This is a genomic window from Proteiniborus sp. MB09-C3 (genome assembly GCF_030263895.1).
Lineage (GTDB): Bacteria > Bacillota > Clostridia > Tissierellales > Proteiniboraceae > Proteiniborus.
This window is the reverse complement of record NZ_CP127161.1, coordinates 2,997,288-3,015,512: the sequence shown is the minus strand read 5'-3', so window position 1 is coordinate 3,015,512 and position 18,225 is coordinate 2,997,288. Positions and strand designations below refer to the sequence as shown.

The window sequence follows — 18,225 nt, the reverse complement described above, 5'->3', positions numbered from 1 at the left end:
CAATTGAATGAAGAACGTATAGTTTGTGAGCTAAAAGCGGGAAATTATACTGTTTTTAAAGAGATAGTTGAATTATTTAAAAATAGGATATTTGGGATGGCATATAAATTCACAAATAATTATGATGAAGCTCAAGATTTATCGCAGGAAATATTTCTTAAGGTATATAAAGAAATAAGTGGATTTAGATTTGAAAGTAAGCTTTCTACTTGGATATATAGGATTTCAATAAATACTTGTTTAGACTGGAAAAGGAAAAACAGCAAAGTGAAGATATTAAGTACCAGCATAATAAACGATGATGATGAAACTATTGATATTGACATTAGAGATGATAATCCTTTGCCTGATGAAGCATTCATTCGCTCTGAAAATCAAAGGGAAGTTCACAAACTGGTTCATGGACTTCCTGATAAATATAAGACTGTAATCATAATGTATCATTTTAACAGCATGTCTTATCAGGATATTTCAACAGCTCTTAATGTTCCTGAACGAACTGTTGAAACTAGATTGTATAGAGCTAGAAGACTATTGAAGGATGAATTAACTAAGCTAAATGATAGGGGTGGATACAAGTGGAATGCAAAGAAGTCTTAAACAAAGTTGATAAATATTTTGAAGATAGACTTAGTGATATTGAAAAACATAATATAAAAAAGCATTTAGAAAAATGCAATAAATGCAAACAAGAATATGAGGATATGAGCTTTGCGTTTAGTATCCTGGACAGCCATTTTATAAGTGCACCAGATGATTTAGCAGATAAAATAATGATGAAAATAAGTAGCTTTGAAAACTCTAAAAAGAAAAGTACTAAGGTTCTAAAGAATTTAGGAGCTAGCTTTGTAGCAGCAGGAATAATGATATCATTACTTAACTTTTCAGACTATAATCATAAAATCCTAGCAAGAGGCATATTTAGGAGTGCCTTTGAGATAAATCAAGTTGTAACGAGCCCAATTACAAAGATATCAGAAGGATTAAAATATATAACAAGTTTCCACAACAATAATAGTAATAAATAGATAATAAGGAGGTAAGCATATGAATTGTGAATATCATAAGAATTTAGAAGCAGTTTATATTTGCTCTGATTGTAAAGTAGGTATATGCAAGGATTGTGCAGTTAATAATAATGGCAAGATAGTATGTATTGAATGTGCAAAAAAGAATGGTTTGCCAATTATAAAGAACACAGCATATGAGGATAATAAAAATAACTATAATACTAATAAATCAAATTATCATAATGAAAGGACTCCAAGAAAATATAGCACATTTTGGTCTATTGTTTTTTCCTTTATACCTGGTGGCGGACATATGTATTTGGGTCTAATGAAAAGAGGACTTCAGATTATGCTAGTGTTTTTCGGGATTATTGCTTTATCAAGCTTCTTTTATTCAGCAGATTTTCTAATGTTCTTTGCAACAGTCGTATGGTTCTATAGCTTTTTCGATTGCTTCCATATGAGAAGAAAGCTAGAGCGTGATGAAGATATAGATGAGGACTTAATTTTTCCAGTAGATATTAAAAATATAAATGCAAGGCATTTAGGAATTGGATTAATAGTGTTAGGTGGGTTAGTGCTATTAAATGAATTCTTTGATCAGCTGGTTTATATAACTAATAGAATGAACATGAACTCTGAGTCTATTAGAGTTGCAATAAGGCTAATAAGAGATTCAATATTCCCAGTGGTTCTAATAATTTTTGGATTCTTCATACTTAAAAAAACTAAAAAAAATACTAATGAATAAAGCTAGGGCTTACCTAGCTTTTACTTTTTAAATATCATAGTTTCTGCTATACTATATATAGCTTAACTAAGGGGTGTTAGCATGCTTGAAACTAATATAGAAAAATTTATAGTTTGTGGATGTGGTGAAGAAGTATATAGATATAAAGAACTTTTTAATTCATTCAATTCATTAGAATATGACAGGAATCAGTGGACCTATATAGTAGAAATTATGATTATTACTATTAAATCCTTAGTTCCTTATGAATCTAGTCACGGTTCAATAATAGATTATGAAAGATTCAACGAGGAGTTAAAGCTATGGTATTATTATAGGCATGGAGAAAACAATTGCTTATTAGGGAGCCTAAATAATGATGAGAAAGCTTATTGGGAGTATGAAGATGATAGTATGCTGGCGAGAATCACACCTATAATCTTTGCAAACGAAGATTGGGAAGTGGCTAGAAGTGAAATATTAAAGAGCATCCTTTATACTTCTGGTAAAATTCTATCTGTTTTTGAAGGCTTAGCACTTTCAAAGCTTCTTTTTATCCTCATTGCTAATCCAAGCATTAGTTATGATGATTTGACTAGTAAAATTAAAGAAGAAATAATTTGTTTTTCTCAGAAGGATTTTATCAAGGAACATTCAAATAATTTTAGATTCTCATTAGATTCATATGAGGGAAATTATATTATTGAATTTGAAAGAAGACGTATTGAATTGCTTAGCACATTAAATGGAGCAAATAACGGAATGAGGTACAGTATTTTAAAGCAATCTTTAAATATATTAGAAGAGCAAGAAGCTTGTGAATTGTCTAGTTTTTTTCTTGGTGGTCTTAATGGGTTAAAATCAAATTGCGAGGGTGTTCTTTTAAAGGACGAGGATTTTATCAAAAATCTTTGCAGTTTTTTGGGAAAATTAAGAAAAGGAAGAATTGCAGCTGAGAGCCTTAAAATAGACAAATACATACTACCTGATGTGTTTCAATACAAAGAGGGAGAACTATTTTTTCATACTTTATTGAAGAAGTGCCAAGTCATAAGGAAAATAAATGAGCCTGAAAGAATAATAAGCTTTATAAGAACAAAGTCAGGTATTTATAGATTTTGGAAAATCATAAAAAGATGAAATTAGAAATATAGAGAAGTGGTCAAAGAACCACTTCTCTATATTATAGATCTTTATTTAAATATTTTATGAATTCATCCTCACTTGTATCTGCTAAATCACTTAATTCTCTAATAATGTTATCCTTTAATTTCAGAAAAGTATCAATATTAGTGTTTTTTCCTGTATATTCAAGGGCTTCTAATATTACCAACATATCTTTTTTTGAAATTTCAGCAATTGATATTTTCTCGAATTCTTGCATTTTATTAAATCCCCTCCTCTAGTGCAAACTAATGTAATTATTAAGTTAACTATTCTATAAAAAACGATAAATACCTTCACCAATTTACAAATTTTTTAGGAAGAATTCTTTTTAATTTTTGTACAATAGATAAATACTAATATTATAATATCTCTGATATAATATAGTTGGTATGAAACCAGTAGATTAACTTGAAAAATTGTGTTAACAATATAAGATGTAAATATCCAACTACATTTGCTGATATAATTCAATCTGTCGTGTCAGTTAATAATATTCAAAATTATATAAAGCAGCAATTCTAAATAGTGATTACGCAATAATGTGAAAGAAGGTTTTACAATGAAAATACTCATAACAACTTTAAATTCAAAGTTTATACATACTTCTCTTTCAATAAGATATTTAAAAAGCTTTGCTAAGGATGCCTTTCCTGATATAGATATTGAGGAATATACAATAAACCAAAATATTGATTATATAATAGGGGATATATTTAAGAAGGAGCTTGATGTAGTGGCTTTTTCTTGCTACATTTGGAATATAGAAGACATACTTCGTATATCAGAAGCGCTAAAGCTGGTTAGCCCTAACATAAAGATTATATTAGGTGGGCCAGAGGTATCTTTTGATGGAGAGGAATTGATAAAAAATAATCCCTTTATTGATTTTATCATTTATGGTGAAGGAGAAGAGACTTTTAAAGAGCTGCTATTGAAACTGGAGAGCAAGGATAATAGCTTTAAAAGTATAAAGGGGCTTATCTTTAAGGATGGAAAGGAAGTACGTATAAATGAATCTAGACCATTAATACAAAACCTAGATATTATACCTTCTCCTTTTGATGACTGTCTTGAGGATTTTAAAGATAGAATAGTTTATTTCGAAAGTTCAAGGGGTTGCCCCTTTAATTGCAGGTTTTGTCTTTCATCTACCATTAAGGGCGTAAGATTTTTTTCAATTGAAAGAGTTAAAGAAGATTTAAAAAAGCTAATAGATGCAAAGGTTAAGCAAGTCAAATTCGTAGATAGAACATTTAATGCAAAAAAAGATTATGCTTTGGAAATCATGAGATTTATTATTGGACAGAATGTAAAAAATATTAACTTTCATTTCGAGGTGACTGCTCATTTATTAGATGATGATGTTCTAAGCTTTTTAGAAAATGTACCTGAGGGCTTATTCCAATTTGAGATTGGTGTACAGTCAACTAACCCTCATACCCTTGAGGCTATAGACAGAGTGACTAATACAGAAAAACTAATGGATGTGGTAATGAAGATTAAAAGCTTCAATAACATACACCAGCATTTAGACTTAATAGCTGGTCTGCCATATGAAGATATCAATAGCTTTAAAAAGTCATTTAATGATATTTATTCTTTAAGACCTGAAAAGCTACAGCTAGGTTTTTTAAAGCTTTTAAAGGGATCGGAGCTAAGAAGCAAAAAAGATTTGTATGGCTATAAATTCTTAGATAGGCCGCCTTATGAGGTACTTGAAAGCAGTTATGTTAATTATGGGGAAATGATTAAGCTAAAGGCTATTGAGGACTTAGTAGAAAAATATGCGAATGAGCTTTATTTTGAAAATAGCATTAATTTTATAATGAATAATTTTTATCATAAGCCCTTCGACTTCTTTGAATCTTTTTCTGAATACTGGGAAAAGGAAAATCTTAATAGTAAGGCCCATAGCAGAGTAGATTTATATAGAATACTTCTAGAATTCTATAGCAGCAATATAATTAAGCATATAGAATTATTTAAAGATATTCTTAGATTTGATTTTATTTATAATACTAAATCTCCTACTATTCCTAATTTTATGAGAAAAGCAAGTGAAGATATACCAAAGCATAAGAAACATGATTTTTTAAAGAACGTGGCAAACCTAGAAAAATATTTGCCTGAATATCTAGATGTGCCTGCAAAAAAGATAATTAATGAAGTATATATTGATAAGTTTAATTATGATATACTGAAAATCAGAGAGAAAAATTATAAGCTTGGTCACGATATTTTGTCAGATACCTATATATTATTTGTCTATGATTATGATAGAAAAGTATTTGAAAAATGTAGGTGTTTTCAAGTAACCGAAGAATTTTTAAAAGAGGAGTGATGGATTTGGATATTTTAAAGGATTTACTTTTAGTAAATAGAAGCACAATAAAGAAAGCCTCTAAGCTATTCTTGAACAACTGGGTAATTGTTTTTACTGGATTTGTATATACTTTACTTAATATTGCCTTAATTATTGTAATGAATATAATTTTTAGAATCCCTATTATGAGATTCTTTTCAGGGATTATCTCCTTTATAGCAACTAGTGCCATGATATCAAGCTTTCTATATCTTCTTAATCAAATAATTAGATATGGAAGAGTTACCATACAAGATTTTAAGGATGGATTTACAGTGTACTTATGGAAGGTATATGGGGTTCTATTCATTGGCTGGGTAGCTAGCTTTTTATTTGATAGGATTATAGGACCTGTAATTTATTCAGCGAACTTATCGCTTTCAGGAACCATAAGCTTTATAATAAGCCTTTTAGTCTTAATATTGATGAATGCTCTACCTGAGTCTATATATCAAAAGCATTACTCTGCTTGGGATACGGTAACATATGCATTTAATTTTGTAAAGGAAAATTGGATTGAATGGTTTGTACCAAATGTTATAATGCTAGGATTATTCTATCTAGTTACAGGTAATGTGATAAGAGATGTTTTTGCTATAAGCTCTGGTTACTTTTTTAGCTTCTCTATAAGAGGTATTCTGCTTTATGTAATAGGTCAAGTTATGTTTTCTTTTATTATGATATATAGAGGAATTTTATTTGATACATTAAGTACAAGTACTAGAAGAAAAAGAGCATATATGCAGCATTTATACAAATAATCAACTTTGCAGTTATCGTAAAAAGGACAGGTGAGGTATATGAAGGGATTACGGGAATACTTTCTTAAGAAGACAGATAATATTTCTTTTATTGAGGTAAAACCTGACTCAATGGTTTTCATAAAGGATTATAAAATAGGCTCTGAAGTACCGTTACCATTAATTGTAAATGAATTAATTAGTGAAATAAAAACGGGAACAGCCAAGGATGAAGTAAAGGTTTCTTCTATTATTAATGGAATGATATACATTATTGGAGCAGATCCAGGATTTGCATTTTGTCAACAATATAAAAAGATAGTTTATCATTATGATGAAAAAATAGAAGATTATATACTTTATATGGGACTGAAAAAGGTCAATGAAAATGCCTTTGAAGATGGTATTGTCTGGCTTAGAGCTTTGTATCATATTAATAGTAAAAATTTAATGGGTAAATACAATTATGCTCTTGCTTTAGAGGAAAAAGCCAGAAGATTATTTACAGTTAACAATAAAATGGGTAGTGTTTTTCTGAGAAGTTCAACAAATGTTTTTGAGGAGATTATTAATGAAAGCCCAAGCTTTGATTTAGCTTACTATAAGTTAGGCTACCATTATAAAAATAGCCAGCAATATGTAAAAAGCAGTTTAATGTGGGAGAGATACATTCAGTTAGGAAAAGATACTGAAATGCTAGAGGAAATAAGAGAAAACTTAGAGACAATTCAGGATGATGTAATATATGAAGAAGGATATAATTTAATTTTATCTGGAAATCCAAAAGCAGGCTTAGAAAAGCTTTTGCCGCTAAAGGAAAGGTATGTTGATTGGTGGAACTTGTTTTTCATGATTGGATTAGGATATAGGCAGATAGGCATGTATGAGGAAGCTATTATAGAGTTTGAGACTGTTCTTGATTTTGTGCCTGATCAGGTAGAAGCACTAAACGAACTTGGACTTTGCCAAGCTTTTATAGGAAAATACAGCGAGGCAATCTCAAATTTTACAAGGGCCATAGAATTAAAGCCCAAAGACTATGAAATAAGATGTAATAGAGGAATGGCATATTTACAAATAAACGACATTGAAAATGCAGAAAAAGATATAAATACTGCTTATGAACAGTGTAGTACTGATGAAATAACTATTTCATGTAAACAAGAGCTTGAAAAAATGAAGGGTATGGCCTAGGTCATATTCTTTTTTTATTTAAAAACATTTAAGGTTTTGTAAACACTTTGAACAAATAGATATTATTGTGATAGAATAGGTTTGGGAAACGATTTCCCTGATGGTTATTACATATTTTAAAGGGGGGAATAACTTGCTAAAACACTTAACAGACTTAATTGAAAATGCAAAAGGACAAGCAAAGAAGAAATTAGCAGTAGCTGCCTGTCAAGATGAAGAAGTACTTAAGGCTGTTCATGAAGCTGCTTTAATTGGAATAGTAGAACCCATATTAATCGGAGATATTGAAAAAACTGAGCAGATAGCTAAGGAACTGGGGTTATCTATTGAGGCTTATGAAAGAATTGACGTAAAAGATTTAGCGGAAGCTGCGAAAATAGCAGTAAAACATGTAAGTAGTGGCAAGTCAGATTTTATTATGAAGGGATTAATAGATACATCTATATTATTGAAGGAAGTATTGAGCAGAGAATATGGACTAAGAACAGATAGCTTACTCAGTCATGTAATGATATACGAAGTGCCAGCATATCATAAATTTGTATTTTTAACAGATGGAGGAATGAATTTAGAGCCAAATCTAGAAGACAAAGTAAAAATAGTAAAAAACGCTGTGAAGGTTTGCAAATCTCTTGGTTATGAAAAAATAAAGGTGGCTGCTATTGCTGCAAAAGAAAAAGTAAACCCTAAGATGATTGCCACTATTCATGCTGATGAGCTAAAGAAAATGAGCGAAAGTGGACTATTTGAAGATGGTGTTATCATTGATGGACCTTTGGCACTTGACTTAGCAGTTTCAAAGGAAGCGGCAAAAATTAAAGGCTACAATAGTGAAGTTGCAGGAGATGCAGACATTCTACTAGTTCCTAATATCGAAACAGGGAATGGAATTGGAAAAAGCTTAACCTATTTTGCAAATAGCCAATCAGCAGGCATTGTAATGGGAGCGAAGGTTCCAATAGTTTTAGTATCTAGAGCTGACTCTCATGAGGCAAAGCTCTATTCAATTGCTCTTGGAAGCATGATTTCTGAACTTAATTAAATAATGCTTTGAATTCTTTTTAAACTATAAATAAAGGGGTGTAAAAGTATGAAAAGATTATTGACTGGAAATGAAGCAGTAGCCTTAGGGGCATATGAGGCAGGAGCAACTGTAGCTGCTGCTTACCCAGGGACTCCAAGTACTGAGATACTAGAAAACATAGCAATGCATAAAGAAATATATTCAGAGTGGGCACCGAACGAAAAGGTAGCTGTAGAGGTAGTTGTGGGAGCTTCTATAGCAGGTGCAAGATCTATAGCTGCAATGAAGCATGTAGGTGTTAATGTAGCGGCAGATCCATTGTTTACCTTTGCCTATACAGGAGTCAATGGAGGCTGTGTAATTGTATCAGCAGATGATCCAGGAATGCATAGCTCTCAAAATGAACAAGACAATAGATACTATGCAAAGTCTGCAAAGATTCCCATGCTAGAGCCTAGTGACAGCCAAGAAGCAAAGGATTTTGTTAAAATTGCATATGAAATAAGTGAGGAGTATGATGCACCAGTTTTACTAAGACTTACAACAAGAATATGTCATGGAAAAGGCTTAGTGGAAATTGGAGAGAGAAAAGAAGTTGGAATTAAAGAATATAAAAAGGATATTTCAAAATATGTAGCCACACCTGCAAATGCAAAAAAACGTAGATTATTGCTAAAAGAAAGATTAATAAAGTTAGAAGAACTAAGCAATAATTCTGAATTAAACAAGATAGAATGGAATGACAGAAAAATAGGAGTTATTACTTCAGGAGTAGCATATCAGTATGCAAAAGAAGTTTTTGGCGACAATGCTTCATTCTTAAAATTAGGATTTACATTCCCTGTACCAAAGGCAAAAATAAAAGAATTTGCTGAACAAATAGAAAAGCTATATGTAATAGAAGAATTAGAGCCTTACTTAGAAGATGAAATTAGAAGCATGGGCATAAATGTTATTGGTAAAGATGTTATTCCAGCTATGGGAGAGCTTAATCCAGATATATTAGCAGAAGTATTGTTAGGAAAAAAACCTGAAAAAGTAGATATAAGTCCTGAAAAAGTTGTTGGAAGGCCACCTACAATGTGTGCAGGCTGTCCACATAGAGGATTGTTCTACGTACTTAGCAAAAAGAAAAATGCAGTTGTGACAGGAGATATAGGATGCTATACATTAGGTTCAGCGCCACCACTAGAGAGCATGGATACATGTATATGTATGGGGGCTAGCATAAGTGCTGGGCACGGATTTACTAAAGCCTTCGAAAAGGGTGGAAAAGATACTAAGGTATTTGGAGTTATAGGAGACTCTACATTCTTCCATTCTGGCATCACAAGCCTGATAAATGTAATCTATAATAAAGGAAATGTGGCAACTATTATACTTGATAATAGGATAACAGGAATGACAGGACATCAAGACAACCCAGGAACAGGATATACTCTATCTGGAGAGGCAACAGAACACATTGATATTGAAAAGTTATGCGAGGCTATAGGGGTTAAGAACATAGCTGTAGTAAATCCATTAGATTTAAAAGAAACCGAGGATGCTATTAATAAAGCACTTAATACAAATGAGCCTATGGTAATAATAACCAAGATGCCTTGTGTTCTAAAGAAATCACCTACAGAAGAAATAAAAGAATATAACTTGAACAAAAGAATTAAATGCTTAGTTGATAGAGAAAAGTGTAGGAAATGTAAGATGTGTACTAAAGCTGGATGTCCAGCTATATCATTTGATGCAAATATAGGTTCAATAATTGACGAATCTATGTGTGTAGGCTGTGATGTATGCTTGCAAATATGTCCATTTAAAGCAATAGTAAAGGCGGGTGAGTAATATGTCTGATGTGAAAAATATTTTGTTTGTAGGGGTAGGAGGACAGGGAATAATACTTGCTAGTAAAGTCTTATCTAAAGGTCTTATTGATGCAGGATATGATGTTAAGATGTCTGAGGTACACGGAATGGCACAACGTGGTGGCAGTGTAACCACACAAATAAGGTATGAGAAAAAAGTTTATGCACCAATAATAGGTATCGGGCAGGCTGATATAATAGTGTCCTTTGAAAAGATGGAAGCTATGAGATGGATAGAATACTTAAAACCAAATGGAAAGATAGTCGTAAATGATTATGCTATACCGCCTGCACCAGTTTTATCTGGAAAAGCAGAATACCCAAAAGGAATAATTGAAGATTTAAAAGAAAAAGTTAAAACCATAAATATAGATGCGGCAAAAGAGGCAAAAGAATTAGGGAATATTAAAACACTAAATATGATTATGCTTGGAGCTCTTATTAAAGCAATGGGTATAGATGAAATAGATTGGGAAAGTGTTATTAAGGAAGAGGTAAAAGAAAAATTTGTAGATATTAATCTGAAAGCATTTAACATAGGTAAAATGTTGGTTTAGTGATTGATTAATGGAGCTAGGGATAAACCTTAGCTCCATTTTTACGACTTAGGTCGAATGCACCGAGCACCAACCCTGTTGTAGGTTTATAATAGGAGTGTCCCTTAGGACCAAATTTATGAGAGCGATAGCGAACAAATAAATTTGTGTTGCGAGACTGCTTATGACCTAACCCGATTTTCCGAATGAGTTTATCGGAAAATCGCTGGTAGGTCAAATGCACCGAGCACCAAATTTATGAGAGCGATAGCGAACAAATAAATTTGTGTTGCGAGACTGCCATCCTGCATATTCATAGCTTACTGTGGAACAATAATTATGAGTTGTTAAGAATAAAATGCTATTGACCATGAGTATACTAATATGATATATTTGCTTGTGTCGTTAAAACTAAGAAATTAGATAGTGATTCTAAACAAATGTTAAAGAAAAAACTATTGACAGTCTGTATAAAATTTGTTATAGTAATGAAGTCGTCACTAAACGACAAGAAAAGAAAAACGAAAATAAATTATAAAAAAGTGTTGACAAAAGATAATAAAAATGTTAACATAATAAAAGTCGGCTCCTAAAGCTGATGACAAAAAATGAGTCCTAACGGACACTCATAACAATAACCCTAACGGGCGAAATAATAGTTGGTCTTTGAAAACTGAACAGTGAGAAGTCACAAGCAAACATCCAAAATTTCAAATTTTGAGATACGCTTAAAAATACATGTCAACGTCATAACGAGTGACAGGAGAACAAAAAGCTTTTATATGAGAGTTTGATCCTGGCTCAGGATGAACGCTGGCGGCGTGCTTAACACATGCAAGTCGAACGAACTATATTAATGGAAGTCTTCGGATTGAAATTAATATAGTTAGTGGCGGACGGGTGAGTAACGCGTGGGAAACCTGCCCTATACAGGGGGATAGCCTCGGGAAACCGGGATTAATACCCCATGAAGCTCAAGTATCGCATGATACGTGAGTCAAAGATTTATCGGTATGGGATGGTCCCGCGTCTGATTAGCTAGTTGGTGAGGTAACGGCTCACTAAGGCGACGATCAGTAGCCGGCCTGAGAGGGTGAACGGCCACACTGGAACTGAGACACGGTCCAGACTCCTACGGGAGGCAGCAGTGGGGAATATTGCACAATGGGGGAAACCCTGATGCAGCGACGCCGCGTGAGCGAAGAAGGCCTTCGGGTCGTAAAGCTCTGTCCTAAGGGAAGAAACGGACGGTACCTTAGGAGGAAGCCCCGGCTAACTACGTGCCAGCAGCCGCGGTAATACGTAGGGGGCGAGCGTTATCCGGAATTACTGGGCGTAAAGGGTGCGTAGGCGGCCTTTTAAGTCAGATGTGAAAGGCTACGGCTTAACCGTAGTTAGCATTTGAAACTAAAGGGCTTGAGTGCAGGAGAGGAGAGTGGAATTCCTAGTGTAGCGGTGAAATGCGTAGATATTAAGAGGAACACCAGTGGCGAAGGCGACTCTCTGGACTGCAACTGACGCTGATGCACGAAAGCGTGGGTAGCGAACAGGATTAGATACCCTGGTAGTCCACGCCGTAAACGATGAGTGCTAGGTGTTGGTGGAGACATCCATCAGTGCCGCAGCTAACGCATTAAGCACTCCGCCTGGGGAGTACGGTCGCAAGACTGAAACTCAAAGGAATTGACGGGGACCCGCACAAGCAGCGGAGCATGTGGTTTAATTCGACGCAACGCGAAGAACCTTACCAGGGCTTGACATCCCTCTGATCGGATTAGAGATAATCCTTTATCTTCGGATACAGAGGAGACAGGTGGTGCATGGTTGTCGTCAGCTCGTGTCGTGAGATGTTGGGTTAAGTCCCGCAACGAGCGCAACCCTTGCCTTTAGTTGATAACAGGTAAAGCTGATAACTCTAGAGGGACTGCCGGTGACAAACCGGAGGAAGGTGGGGATGACGTCAAATCATCATGCCCCTTATGTCCTGGGCTACACACGTGCTACAATGGTCGGTACAACGGGAAGCAAGACTGTGAAGTTAAGCAAATCCCAATAAGCCGATCCCAGTTCGGATTGTAGGCTGCAACTCGCCTACATGAAGTCGGAGTTGCTAGTAATCGCGAATCAGCACGTCGCGGTGAATGCGTTCCCGGGTCTTGTACACACCGCCCGTCACACCATGAGAGTCGGTAACACCCGAAGCCAGTGAGCTAACCGAAAGGAGGCAGCTGTCGAAGGTGGGATCGATGATTGGGGTGAAGTCGTAACAAGGTAGCCGTATCGGAAGGTGCGGCTGGATCACCTCCTTTCTAAGGAGAAGTACCTTTTCACTGTTCAGTTTTGAGAGGCTAACAAAGTCTTTCAACTTAATTGACAACACAGGTTGTCAACTTGTACCTTGAAAACTACACAGCGTAAGAAAGTTTTAAAATCAATACAGAATTGATAAATAAAGCTACAATTTTTATCTGGTCAAGATACTAAGAGCATAGGGTGAATGCCTTGGCACTAGGAGCCGAAGAAGGACGGGATAAGCACCGAAATGCTACGGGGAGTCGCAAGTAGACATAGATCCGTAGATATCCGAATGGGGAAACCCACCTAAGGAGAACCTTAGGAATCATCTACTGAATCCATAGGTAGATAGAAGGCAGACCAGGGGAACTGAAACATCTAAGTACCCTGAGGAAGAGAAAGAAACATCGATTCCCTAAGTAGCGGCGAGCGAACGGGGAAGAGCCCAAACCAGTAGAGGTAACTTTACTGGGGTTGCGGACCAGCAAAACGGTAGGGATAATCTATAGTAGAAGAGGTCTGGAAAGGCCCACCACAGAAGGTGAAAGTCCAGTATACGAAATAGAAAACCCGCCAGCTGAGATCCAGAGTACCACGAGACACGAGAAACCTTGTGGGAAGCAGGGGGGCCCACCCCCCAAGGCTAAATACTACCTAGTGACCGATAGAGAATAGTACCGTGAGGGAAAGGTGAAAAGAACCCCGGAGGGGAGTGAAAAAGAACCTGAAACCCTATGTTTACAAGCAGTGGAAGTTCTATATATGAACGACCGCGTACTTTTGTAGAACGGGCCAACGAGTTACGATATGCAGCAAGGTTAAGTACTTAAGGTATGGAGCCGTAGGGAAACCGAGTCTAAATAGGGCGATTAAGTTGCATGTCGTAGACCCGAAACCGGGTGACCTACCCATGGGCAGGTTGAAGTTGAGGTAAAACTCAATGGAGGACCGAACCGCTTAGCGTTTAAAAGCTATCGGATGACCTGTGGGTAGCGGTGAAATTCCAATCGAACCCGGATATAGCTGGTTCTCCTCGAAATAGCTTTAGGGCTAGCCTCAAGGAAAGTGACGTGGAGGTAGAGCACTGACTGGTCTAGGGGCGCGCATGCGTTACCAAAACCTATCAAACTCCGAATGCCACAGTCATATACTTGGGAGTCAGACTATGTGAGATAAGTTTCATAGTCAAAAGGGAAACAGCCCAGACCACCATCTAAGGTCCCAAAGTACAAGTTAAGTGGGAAAGGATGTAAGACTACACAGACAACCAGGATGTTGGCTTAGAAGCAGCCACACATTCAAAGAGTGCGTAATAGCTCACTGGTCGAGTGGTCTTGCGCCGAAGATTACCGGGGCTCAAACTAGTCACCGAAGATGTGGATTGTCGTAGATTCAATATTACTCTTAAAGTAAAGGGCAAAGAAAGCTTTGCCGAAGGCCACAAAAGGCTACAATAAAAGCCTTCGGCCAGATTCTAGTTAAGTGAAAACTTAAGGGTAGCATTGAATCTACGACAGTGGTAGAGGAGCATTGTATACAGGTAGAAGCTATACCGAAAGGAGTAGTGGACAGTATACAAGAGAGAATGTTGGCATGAGTAGCGAGAGGTGAGTGAGAATCTCACCCATCGAAAGCCTAAGGTTTCCTGAGGAAGGCTCGTCCACTCAGGGTTAGTCGGGACCTAAGCCCAGGCCAAAAGGCGTAGGCGATGGACAACAGGTTGAAATTCCTGTACTACCAGAAGGCGCTAAAAGAGAAGGAGTGACGCAGGAGGATAGGTTAAGCACACCGTTGGTTGAGTGTGCCTAAGCAAGTAGGGAGTATCTAAAGGCAAATCCGTAGGTACAATATCCTGAGAAGTGATGGGGAGCGAAATACAAGTAGCGAACTAACTGAATCCACACTGCCAAGAAAAGCTTCTATCAAGCCTAAAGGTACCCGTACCGCAAACCGACACAGGTAGGCGAGGAGAGAATCCTAAGATGAGCGGAAGAACTCTTGTTAAGGAACTCGGCAAATTAACCCCGTAACTTCGGGAGAAGGGGTGCCGAGGGAGGTGAAGTGCAAGCCACATAAGCCTCCTTCGGCCGCAGTGAATAGGCCCAGGCGACTGTTTACCAAAAACACAGGTCTCTGCTAAATCGAAAGATGAAGTATAGGGGCTGACACCTGCCCGGTGCTGGAAGGTTAAGGGGAATGCTTAGCGCAAGCGAAGGTAAGAACTTAAGCCCCAGTAAACGGCGGCCGTAACTATAACGGTCCTAAGGTAGCGAAATTCCTTGTCGGGTAAGTTCCGACCCGCACGAAAGGTGTAACGATCTGGGCACTGTCTCAACAAGAGATCCGGTGAAATTGTAGTACTCGTGAAGATGCGAGTTACCCGCGACTAGACGGAAAGACCCCGTGGAGCTTTACTGCAAGCTGACATTGGATTTTGGTATCCTATGTACAGAATAGGTGGGAGACAGAGAAATCAGTGCGCCAGCATTGGTGGAGTCGTCGTTGGGATACCACCCTTATGATACTGAAGTTCTAACCATAGGCCATGAAACTGGTCTTGGGACACTGTCAGTTGGGCAGTTTGACTGGGGCGGTCGCCTCCTAAAAAGTAACGGAGGCGCTCAAAGGTTCCCTCAGCACGGTCGGAAATCGTGCGAAGAGTGTAAAGGCAGAAGGGAGCTTGACTGCGAGACCCACAAGTCGAGCAGGAACGAAAGTTGGACTTAGTGATCCGGTGGCGCCGAGTGGAAGGGCCATCGCTCAACGGATAAAAGCTACCCCGGGGATAACAGGCTTATCTCCCCCAAGAGTCCACATCGACGGGGAGGTTTGGCACCTCGATGTCGGCTCGTCTCATCCTGGAGCTGTAGCAGGTTCCAAGGGTTGGGCTGTTCGCCCATTAAAGAGGCACGCGAGCTGGGTTCAGAACGTCGTGAGACAGTTCGGTCCCTATCTGTCGTGGGCGTAGGAAATTTGAAAGGAGCTGTTCCTAGTACGAGAGGACCGGAATGGACAGACCACTAGTGTATCAGTTGTCCTGCCAAGGGCATGGCTGAGTAGCCAAGTCTGGTAGGGATAAGCGCTGAAGGCATCTAAGCGCGAAGCCCCCCTTAAGAAAAGATTTCCCATCTGGTAAACAGAGTAAGACCCCAGAAAGACTAACTGGTTGATAGGTCGTAGGTGTAAGAGCAGCAATGCTTTAAGCTAAACGATACTAATAGGTCGAGGGCTTGACCAGAAATATGGACGCTGTGTAGTTTTTAAGGTACAAGCAGAGAACCAATCTTAACGCTTTTTAAGATTGTGTGAATAGCTACTTAATGACTGAAAAAGAATCAAATTACCTTGATAAAAAAGGTTTGACAAGTAGCGAAAAATATGCTATACTAAATCTTGTTCCTAAAAAATAAATAACATACTTAGTCAATGCTAAGTATAGAGAGAAGAAATCATAGATTTCAGTTACTCGTATCCAGTGACAATAGCGAAGGGGTCACACCTGTTCCCATACCGAACACAGAAGTTAAGCCCTTCAGCGCTGATGGTACTTGGTGGGAAACCGCCTGGGAGAGTAGGACGTTGCTGGATGGTATTCCTGGGTAGCTCAACGGCGGAGCAACCGGCTGTTAACCGGTAGGTTGTGGGTTCGAGTCCCACCCCAGGAGCCAGCAAAATGCCGGGGTGGCGGAACAGGCAGACGCACAGGACTTAAAATCCTGCGATCCCCAAAGATCGTACCGGTTCGATTCCGGTTCCCGGCACCAATTACTATAATTAAATATACATCGCGGGGTGGAGCAGCTGGTAGCTCGTCGGGCTCATAACCCGGAGGTCGTCGGTTCAAATCCGGCCCCCGCAACCATAATATTTCTGTCCAGATGGACTAATGTAATTTTTAATCATGGCGGCGTAGCTCAGTTGGCTAGAGCATGCGGTTCATACCCGCAGTGTCAGCGGTTCAAATCCGTTCGCCGCTACCAACCTTAATATCCGTCTGTGGGACGATAAATAGGAGTGTCCATTAGGACTGATTTCAACATTTAAATAAGGCCCTATGGTCAAGCGGTTAAGACATCGCCCTTTCACGGCGGTAACCCGGGTTCGAATCCCGGTAGGGTCACCAACCTTAATTTAAGTTCATGATAGGAGATCTGTTAAGACCATACTAGATTGAACATCTAAAATTATGGGCGCATAGCTCAGCTGGGAGAGCACCTGCCTTACAAGCAGGGGGTCATAGGTTCGAGCCCTATTGCGCCCACCATTTTCTATAGAAGGTTTATATGAATTTTAGTTGGCCTGGTAGTTCAGTTGGTTAGAATGCCAGCCTGTCACGCTGGAGGTCGAGGGTTCGAGTCCCTTCCAGGTCGCCAATAAATTTCTACTATGTAGGACAAATACGCTGGTGTAGCTCAATTGGCATAAGCAGAGAACCCAAACCATGCTTTTGGTTTGGTGTGAATCGCTTAGTTGCTTATAAGGAGTTAATGCAGTAAAAAGGTTGATCCGAGAAGTAAAGACAATATGCTGGTGTAGCTCAATTGGCAGAGCAACTGACTTGTAATCAGTAGGTTGAGGGTTCAATTCCTTTCACCAGCTCCATTATGACCTAACCCGATTTTCTGGACGTTTTTATCGGAAAATCGATGGTAGGTCAAACGCAACGAGTACCAAATTTGTGTTGCGAGACTGCGAAATCGGAGGGGTTCCCGAGTTGGCCAAAGGGGACGGACTGTAAATCCGTTAGCTGTGCTTTCACTGGTTCGAATCCAGTCCCCTCCACCAATAAATATATAAGAATCCAGATATAAAAAACAATTGTATTATGCGGAAGTGGCTCAGTGGTAGAGCATCGCCTTGCCAAGGCGAGGGTCGCGAGTTCGAATCTCGTCTTCCGCTCCAATTCGATTATGTATTCATCATATAAGACTAATTAATTGTGCGGGTGTAGCTCAGTGGTAGAGCCCCAGCCTTCCAAGCTGGTTGCGAGGGTCCGATTCCCTTCACCCGCTCCATTTTTTGTGAAAGATATAATTGATATATTATGGTGGTTATAGCTCAGTTGGTTAGAGCGCCAGATTGTGGCTCTGGAGGCCATGGGTTCGAATCCCATTATCCACCCCACTTTTTTATTCTAAATATTAATCCTGACAGTTGTTTTTCGTGTAAAAATTAATATTGATTTTGTAGGATATTCTTAATTATTGATCCTATAGTTGTTGGGGTATAGCCAAGTCGGTAAGGCACCAGACTTTGACTCTGGCATTCGTAGGTTCGAGTCCTGCTACCCCAGCCATATAATTAT

11 protein-coding genes, 13 tRNA genes and 3 rRNA genes are annotated in these 18,225 nt (G+C 38.0%); 26 read left to right on the top strand and 1 reads right to left on the bottom strand.

Features of this window, described 5'->3' with window-relative positions; genetic code table 11:
• The first annotated feature begins 3 nt into the window (after nt 1-3).
• From QO263_RS15010 to QO263_RS14995, 4 genes are all read left to right on the top strand, one after another.
• A complete protein-coding gene (locus tag QO263_RS15010) occupies nt 4-600 on the top strand; it encodes an RNA polymerase sigma factor (RefSeq protein WP_285623068.1) in 597 nt (198 codons plus the stop codon).
• Nucleotides 579-1,028, top strand: coding sequence for a zf-HC2 domain-containing protein (locus QO263_RS15005; RefSeq protein ID WP_285623065.1), 450 nt, complete (start codon nt 579-581; stop codon nt 1,026-1,028). Before QO263_RS15010 ends, QO263_RS15005 begins: the two co-directional genes overlap by 22 nt.
• 19 nt (nt 1,029-1,047) lie before the next feature.
• Nucleotides 1,048-1,761: a hypothetical protein gene (locus QO263_RS15000; protein WP_285623060.1), complete on the top strand. Its 714-nt coding sequence runs from the start codon at nt 1,048-1,050 to the stop codon at nt 1,759-1,761.
• Between the two features lie 81 nt (nt 1,762-1,842).
• On the top strand, nt 1,843-2,880 hold the full coding sequence (locus QO263_RS14995) for a hypothetical protein (protein ID WP_285623057.1): 1,038 nt from the start codon (nt 1,843-1,845) through the stop codon (nt 2,878-2,880).
• Between the two features lie 43 nt (nt 2,881-2,923).
• Here QO263_RS14995 and QO263_RS14990 read toward each other — a convergent pair whose 3' ends face one another.
• The gene (locus QO263_RS14990) at nt 2,924-3,124 is read right to left on the bottom strand and encodes a hypothetical protein (protein WP_285623054.1); all 201 of its coding nucleotides are present in this window, start codon (nt 3,122-3,124) and stop codon (nt 2,924-2,926) included.
• Nucleotides 3,125-3,466: 342 nt separating this feature from the next.
• Here QO263_RS14990 and QO263_RS14985 point away from each other — a divergent pair, with 342 nt between their 5' ends.
• The 22 genes from QO263_RS14985 (at nt 3,467) to QO263_RS14880 (ending at nt 18,216) form a co-directional block, all read left to right on the top strand.
• Complete coding sequence (locus tag QO263_RS14985; protein ID WP_285623052.1) at nt 3,467-5,248, top strand: B12-binding domain-containing radical SAM protein; 1,782 nt, start codon at nt 3,467-3,469, stop codon at nt 5,246-5,248.
• A gap of 5 nt (nt 5,249-5,253) precedes the next feature.
• Nucleotides 5,254-6,030: a hypothetical protein gene (locus tag QO263_RS14980; RefSeq protein ID WP_285623049.1), complete on the top strand. Its 777-nt coding sequence runs from the start codon at nt 5,254-5,256 to the stop codon at nt 6,028-6,030.
• Between the two features lie 39 nt (nt 6,031-6,069).
• Nucleotides 6,070-7,203 carry a tetratricopeptide repeat protein gene (locus QO263_RS14975; RefSeq protein WP_285623045.1) on the top strand — a complete coding sequence of 378 codons (1,134 nt, stop codon included), beginning with the start codon at nt 6,070-6,072 and terminating at the stop codon, nt 7,201-7,203.
• Between the two features lie 133 nt (nt 7,204-7,336).
• Nucleotides 7,337-8,245 (top strand): bifunctional enoyl-CoA hydratase/phosphate acetyltransferase, encoded by a 909-nt coding sequence (locus QO263_RS14970; RefSeq protein ID WP_285623043.1) that lies wholly within the window; start codon nt 7,337-7,339, stop codon nt 8,243-8,245.
• 48 nt (nt 8,246-8,293) lie between these two features.
• Nucleotides 8,294-10,069: an indolepyruvate ferredoxin oxidoreductase subunit alpha gene (gene iorA / locus QO263_RS14965; RefSeq protein WP_285623041.1), complete on the top strand. Its 1,776-nt coding sequence runs from the start codon at nt 8,294-8,296 to the stop codon at nt 10,067-10,069.
• A 1-nt stretch (nt 10,070) separates the two neighbouring features.
• A complete protein-coding gene (locus QO263_RS14960) occupies nt 10,071-10,646 on the top strand; it encodes an indolepyruvate oxidoreductase subunit beta (protein ID WP_285623038.1) in 576 nt (191 codons plus the stop codon).
• 757 nt (nt 10,647-11,403) lie between these two features.
• A 16S ribosomal RNA gene (locus tag QO263_RS14955) occupies nt 11,404-12,934 on the top strand.
• Nucleotides 12,935-13,095: 161 nt separating this feature from the next.
• Nucleotides 13,096-16,158, top strand: a 23S ribosomal RNA gene (locus QO263_RS14950).
• A gap of 233 nt (nt 16,159-16,391) precedes the next feature.
• Nucleotides 16,392-16,508, top strand: a 5S ribosomal RNA gene (rrf, locus tag QO263_RS14945).
• Together the 16S, 23S and 5S rRNA genes with 13 tRNA genes alongside form the textbook arrangement of a ribosomal RNA operon.
• A 5-nt stretch (nt 16,509-16,513) precedes the next feature.
• A tRNA-Asn gene (locus QO263_RS14940) sits at nt 16,514-16,588 on the top strand.
• A 7-nt stretch (nt 16,589-16,595) separates the two neighbouring features.
• Nucleotides 16,596-16,684, top strand: a tRNA-Leu gene (locus QO263_RS14935).
• Nucleotides 16,685-16,706: 22 nt separating this feature from the next.
• Nucleotides 16,707-16,782 (top strand) — tRNA-Met (locus tag QO263_RS14930).
• Nucleotides 16,783-16,823: 41 nt separating this feature from the next.
• Nucleotides 16,824-16,900 (top strand) — tRNA-Met (locus QO263_RS14925).
• A 68-nt stretch (nt 16,901-16,968) separates the two neighbouring features.
• A tRNA-Glu gene (locus tag QO263_RS14920) sits at nt 16,969-17,043 on the top strand.
• A 65-nt stretch (nt 17,044-17,108) separates the two neighbouring features.
• A tRNA-Val gene (locus tag QO263_RS14915) sits at nt 17,109-17,184 on the top strand.
• A 32-nt stretch (nt 17,185-17,216) separates the two neighbouring features.
• A tRNA-Asp gene (locus QO263_RS14910) sits at nt 17,217-17,293 on the top strand.
• Nucleotides 17,294-17,446: 153 nt separating this feature from the next.
• Nucleotides 17,447-17,522, top strand: a tRNA-Thr gene (locus QO263_RS14905).
• A gap of 97 nt (nt 17,523-17,619) precedes the next feature.
• Nucleotides 17,620-17,705 (top strand) — tRNA-Tyr (locus QO263_RS14900).
• A gap of 42 nt (nt 17,706-17,747) precedes the next feature.
• Nucleotides 17,748-17,822: transfer RNA gene (locus QO263_RS14895), tRNA-Gly, on the top strand.
• 39 nt (nt 17,823-17,861) lie between these two features.
• A tRNA-Gly gene (locus QO263_RS14890) sits at nt 17,862-17,935 on the top strand.
• 32 nt (nt 17,936-17,967) lie between these two features.
• Nucleotides 17,968-18,044: transfer RNA gene (locus QO263_RS14885), tRNA-His, on the top strand.
• A gap of 96 nt (nt 18,045-18,140) precedes the next feature.
• Nucleotides 18,141-18,216: transfer RNA gene (locus tag QO263_RS14880), tRNA-Gln, on the top strand.
• The last annotated feature ends 9 nt before the right edge of the window (nt 18,217-18,225 follow it).

What these genes read in the sequence shown, in the direction of transcription:
- QO263_RS15000 (WP_285623060.1), top strand. Translation starts at nt 1,048, where the DNA reads ATGAATTGTGAATATCATAAGAATTTAGAAGCAGTTTATATTTGCTCT.
- QO263_RS14995 (WP_285623057.1), top strand. Translation starts at nt 1,843, where the DNA reads ATGCTTGAAACTAATATAGAAAAATTTATAGTTTGTGGATGTGGTGAA.
- QO263_RS14990 (WP_285623054.1), bottom strand. Translation starts at nt 3,124, where the DNA reads ATGCAAGAATTCGAGAAAATATCAATTGCTGAAATTTCAAAAAAAGAT.
- QO263_RS14985 (WP_285623052.1), top strand. Translation starts at nt 3,467, where the DNA reads ATGAAAATACTCATAACAACTTTAAATTCAAAGTTTATACATACTTCT.
- QO263_RS14975 (WP_285623045.1), top strand. Translation starts at nt 6,070, where the DNA reads ATGAAGGGATTACGGGAATACTTTCTTAAGAAGACAGATAATATTTCT.
- iorA (WP_285623041.1), top strand. Translation starts at nt 8,294, where the DNA reads ATGAAAAGATTATTGACTGGAAATGAAGCAGTAGCCTTAGGGGCATAT.
- QO263_RS14960 (WP_285623038.1), top strand. Translation starts at nt 10,071, where the DNA reads ATGTCTGATGTGAAAAATATTTTGTTTGTAGGGGTAGGAGGACAGGGA.